Consider the following 3,862-nt stretch of genomic DNA (forward strand, 5'->3'; position numbering starts at 1 on the left):
AGAAATATATAGCGTTTTACAATCAAGAACGATTACATTCAAGTTTAGGTTATACAACGCCAGAAAAATATGAGAAATTAGGACTTTAAAATGTGTCTACGAAAGTGGTGTAAGATCACTTCGCTACACATTATAACCCACTATTTTAGTCCGCTTAGTGCGGCGTTATGTACTCAAGGAGAGTTAAGCACATGGATTCTAGTCCTAATTATAATAACTACACACTAGAAGAACTTTTAGATGTTCAAAATCATATCGACAAAGAACAGTATCCTGAAAGAGCTAAAGAATTAGAATTAGCTATTTCAAATAAAATGAAAGATCCAGACATAAAAGAAGAGATAGAAAAGCAACAAGAGGTAAATAAGTATTCAACATTTTGGCCTCGGTTTTGGGCTGCTACAATCGATGGGGTTGTATTCGCAATCATCTTGTATGTCGAATGCTTGATTTTTGGTTTCGAATACAGTGCTCAAGATAAATTCCTTCAAGCTTTAAACGGTGTTCAATTCGCAATATACGCCATCTTTATGCATGGTTATTTTGGTCAAACTATTGGAAAAATGATTATGGATGTTAAAGTCCTAAACCATGACACAGAGACTGAGATAAACGTTAAACAAGCACTGCGTAGAGAGTCAGTTAATTTAGCTTTAAATATTTCTTGGGTCTTAATCATCCTAGTAGTAGCAACATCATTAGAAATGTCAGGTGCTATCTCTGAGGGTTTATCTTATGGAGTAATCGGTTTTGGTATTCTAGCTATGGTTTGGGGAATATCTGAATTTGTAACCATGCTGTTTAACGATAAGCGCAGAGCTCTTCACGACTATATTGGCAAGACTGTCGTAGTTCGTACATAACAAGCCATTCAAGCAGGACAAATAACAGTTGGCTATTTGCTCCTTCGTCGCTTATTTTAGCCAACTATTATTTGCCTCTTAATGGGGCGTTAGGCATACAATGAAAGTTTTGAGCATTTTATTAATTTTAGTGGCTTGTGTTAGTTGTTCGGTTGAGCAGAAAACATACTCAATGAAGTCTTTTGATAATAAGTACACCCAAGCTTTATTTATTTCTAAATTAAAAGAATCGAATATTTCTTATGAAGTTGATAGTTCGAACTTTGTAATTATTAAATTTAAAGATAAAGCAAATTTCATGAAAGCGTATATGGAAAGTCAGAAAGCTGGAATGGCAACTTCTACTGTAGAACCAGAAAGTAACTGCCACTTTAATGAACTATCAAAGTACTTAGCAGCACTCAAAATTGTTCATATAAAAAGCAATGAAAATGGATCGTTTCAACTTACAGTGTCTAGCAACGATTTTGATAGTAAGAATATAATGGGGCAGTTTGTTAAAGCAAAAATTGCTTGTGAGTAAAGTATGCCTAACAACACGCCCTGAGGTGGACAACTAGTAAAATTTAGCTATTTATTGCAAATTTTAACAGCGGTGAGCCTCTTCTTTTCAATGCCGCTAAGTATGTTGACTCATCGTATGGTGTATTGGTTTTCCAGCACCTAAATACGATCCTAATCCACTTAAAAGCGAGCGACCTGATAATACTGTTATGTGGTTTTCCTTTGCTTTTTTGTTGTTCATAATAAGCCTTTGCCCAAAATGCATAACGTATCGAAAATCCTGCCCATTCAACGAAGGTTTGTCTTAAAAAGGTTGGGCAACTGTATCGCCAATGTGTCCACATTTTCTTACCACTACGTTCAATCACAGGCGCAATGCCTGCGTATTTTTGTAACTCTGACGCATCGTCATAACGATCTCTATTGCTACCAAACGCAACGAGTAAGCGTGGTGAAAGTTGTGGACCTGCTCCTGGTAAACTATCAAAAATAACTTTGTCATGTTGTGCTTTATAGGCCAGTTTTATAGCTTTATCTAGCATCTCAATACCTTTTAATAACACTTTAAATTGTTTGATGAGCACTTCTACCAACATTTGATTTGGCTCTATTACGCCTGAATCTTCAGTTAATGGCATAGCACTTTTTATACTGGAAATACGCGCTTCATTAACATGAACGTAATGTGAATTATGGCTGTTAAAAAAGTCTAAGAGGGTTTGTTTTTTTACTCTTTTAACTTTAGCAAGAGATGGCCATTTACTGATGAAGTCGCAAAAGATATATGTGTCTTTTTCTTTAAACCATTCAAGTGCTTGCGGGTAATAGTTTTTTAATGTGGCTGTTATTTTATTCGACAAGTCTACACTGTCCTGTACCAAGCTCCGGCGATATTCAACGAGCTGTGCTAGCGAGCGTATAGCCGCTGATTCAGGCTCAATGATGGATGATTTATCCATATGCAGGGTGAGTATTTCAACTTGTAAAAGTGCATCCGTGGGGTCATCTTTAGCACCACTTGGCGTGAAGGCTTTACGGAAATTAGCGACGGCTGATGGGTTGATCGTAAACAAGACCAGATGATTGTATTTAGTGAGTGTATAAATGAGGGGGCCTTTTTTAAGTTCACAGGCCACCGCTATTTTCTGGTTGGGATAGCGTTTTTTAAGGCTCATTGCCCAGTCGTATAATGCTTCTGGGGTGCTCTTAATAATAGAGTAGTGGTGTTTTTTGTTGTGAACTTGATGTTCACAGACATCATGTTTTTTATCTGCCCAATCAATACCAATTAAGGCAGCGAAATCATTAATGTTATATGCTTTCATTTTGTGGCTCCTGCTAGTAAAGTTACAGATGGAATGTGCTGAAATCTCGTTTCTCGCAGGTCTTATAGATAGTCGTGGTAGGCAATCCCTGAGTATGCGTTTTGAAATGAGTTGCTCTGTTGGCTCGAACGTCTTGTTAGAAACATTGGATGTTTGCCATTTAATATTCGTAACCAACAGAAGCATGTTCCACCTAATCTAATAGTAAGTTACTTTATGACATTAAGTGGCTTGGTCGAACTATAAGTCGTTAAAGCAGGACAAATAACAGTTGGCTTTTGCTCCTGCGTCGCTGATTTTAGCCAACATATTATTTGCCTCTTAACGAGGCGTTAGCCGTATAGTTGTAACCTCGAACTTTTGTGATACTATAGTGATACATTATTTGAGTTCTAAATAGGATTTATCATGAGAGTTGAACTTGTTACGACACTTAAGCGTCAAGCTACAAAAATTTTAGCTGACCTTCACATATCCAAAGAACCTGTGTTAATTACTGAGCATGGGCAACCATCGGCATATTTAGTTGATGTTGACGATTATGAATTTATGCAGCAACGAATGGCAATTCTTGAGGGTGTTGCACGCGGTGAGCAAGCAATTAAAAGCGGTAATACATTCTCGAATCAAGAAGCAAAAGAGAAAATGAGCAAATGGCTGAAATAATTTGGACATCTCCAGCTCTTGATGATTTAAATGATATTGCTGAGTATATTGCTTTAAGTAATATTGATGCGGCTAAGAAATTGACTCACAAAATATTTGACAAAATATCTAGGTTAGAAGACCATCCTGAATCAGGTAAAAGACCACTTGAATTAATTAACTTAAATTACCGTGAAGTTAATGTTAATCCTTGTCGTATTTTCTATAAAGTGGATAGCGACAAAGTTTATATATTACATGTCATGCGTCAAGAGCGAGATCTTCGTAGATTTCTTCTACAGAGCTAAATACGGCTAACAAGGCGTTCAAACGGACAAAAAACAGTTGGCTGTTTCACTCCGTTCACAATTTTAGCCAACAATTTTTTGCCGCTTAACGTGGCGTTAGTTGTCCGCACTAAATCGAATGATTTTATTTATCGTTTAGTGCAAATCGCATAGTTTTGCGTTTGGTTCAATTCTTTGGTTTGGCAATGGAAGTGCCGTTCAATCTAGCTTCCTTTTT

6 protein-coding genes are annotated in these 3,862 nt (G+C 36.8%); 5 read left to right on the forward strand and 1 reads right to left on the reverse strand.

What is annotated here, in order from left to right:
• Positions 1–8 precede the first annotated feature (8 nt).
• From H4J54_RS19755 to H4J54_RS04650, 3 genes are all read left to right on the forward strand, one after another.
• The gene (locus H4J54_RS19755) at positions 9–89 is read left to right on the forward strand and encodes a hypothetical protein (RefSeq protein WP_404842627.1); all 81 of its coding nucleotides are present in this window, start codon (positions 9–11) and stop codon (positions 87–89) included.
• A gap of 102 nt (positions 90–191) precedes the next feature.
• Positions 192–863: an RDD family protein gene (locus H4J54_RS04645; protein ID WP_182189772.1), complete on the forward strand. Its 672-nt coding sequence runs from the start codon at positions 192–194 to the stop codon at positions 861–863.
• A 100-nt stretch (positions 864–963) separates the two neighbouring features.
• Positions 964–1,386, forward strand: coding sequence for a hypothetical protein (locus H4J54_RS04650; RefSeq protein WP_182189773.1), 423 nt, complete (start codon positions 964–966; stop codon positions 1,384–1,386).
• Positions 1,387–1,429: 43 nt separating this feature from the next.
• On the opposite strand, the gene H4J54_RS04655 is transcribed toward H4J54_RS04650, so the two are convergent.
• Positions 1,430–2,692: an IS110 family transposase gene (locus H4J54_RS04655; protein WP_182189774.1), complete on the reverse strand. Its 1,263-nt coding sequence runs from the start codon at positions 2,690–2,692 to the stop codon at positions 1,430–1,432.
• 408 nt (positions 2,693–3,100) lie between these two features.
• On the opposite strand from H4J54_RS04655, the gene H4J54_RS04660 reads away from it, so the two are divergent.
• Both H4J54_RS04660 and H4J54_RS04665 read left to right on the forward strand, forming a co-directional pair.
• Positions 3,101–3,358 carry a type II toxin-antitoxin system Phd/YefM family antitoxin gene (locus H4J54_RS04660; protein ID WP_182169419.1) on the forward strand — a complete coding sequence of 86 codons (258 nt, stop codon included), beginning with the start codon at positions 3,101–3,103 and terminating at the stop codon, positions 3,356–3,358.
• Positions 3,346–3,645 (forward strand): type II toxin-antitoxin system RelE/ParE family toxin, encoded by a 300-nt coding sequence (locus tag H4J54_RS04665; RefSeq protein WP_182169421.1) that lies wholly within the window; start codon positions 3,346–3,348, stop codon positions 3,643–3,645. Before H4J54_RS04660 ends, H4J54_RS04665 begins: the two co-directional genes overlap by 13 nt.
• The last annotated feature ends 217 nt before the right edge of the window (positions 3,646–3,862 follow it).

It is taken from the genome of Colwellia sp. MB3u-8 (genome assembly GCF_014076985.1).
Classification (GTDB): Bacteria; Pseudomonadota; Gammaproteobacteria; order Enterobacterales; family Alteromonadaceae; genus Cognaticolwellia.

Excerpts from the sequence above, each read along its gene's own strand:
- H4J54_RS04645 (WP_182189772.1), top strand. The coding sequence starts at position 192 with ATGGATTCTAGTCCTAATTATAATAACTACACACTAGAAGAACTTTTA.
- H4J54_RS04650 (WP_182189773.1), top strand. The coding sequence starts at position 964 with ATGAAAGTTTTGAGCATTTTATTAATTTTAGTGGCTTGTGTTAGTTGT.
- H4J54_RS04655 (WP_182189774.1), bottom strand. The coding sequence starts at position 2,692 with ATGAAAGCATATAACATTAATGATTTCGCTGCCTTAATTGGTATTGAT.
- H4J54_RS04660 (WP_182169419.1), top strand. The coding sequence starts at position 3,101 with ATGAGAGTTGAACTTGTTACGACACTTAAGCGTCAAGCTACAAAAATT.
- H4J54_RS04665 (WP_182169421.1), top strand. The coding sequence starts at position 3,346 with ATGGCTGAAATAATTTGGACATCTCCAGCTCTTGATGATTTAAATGAT.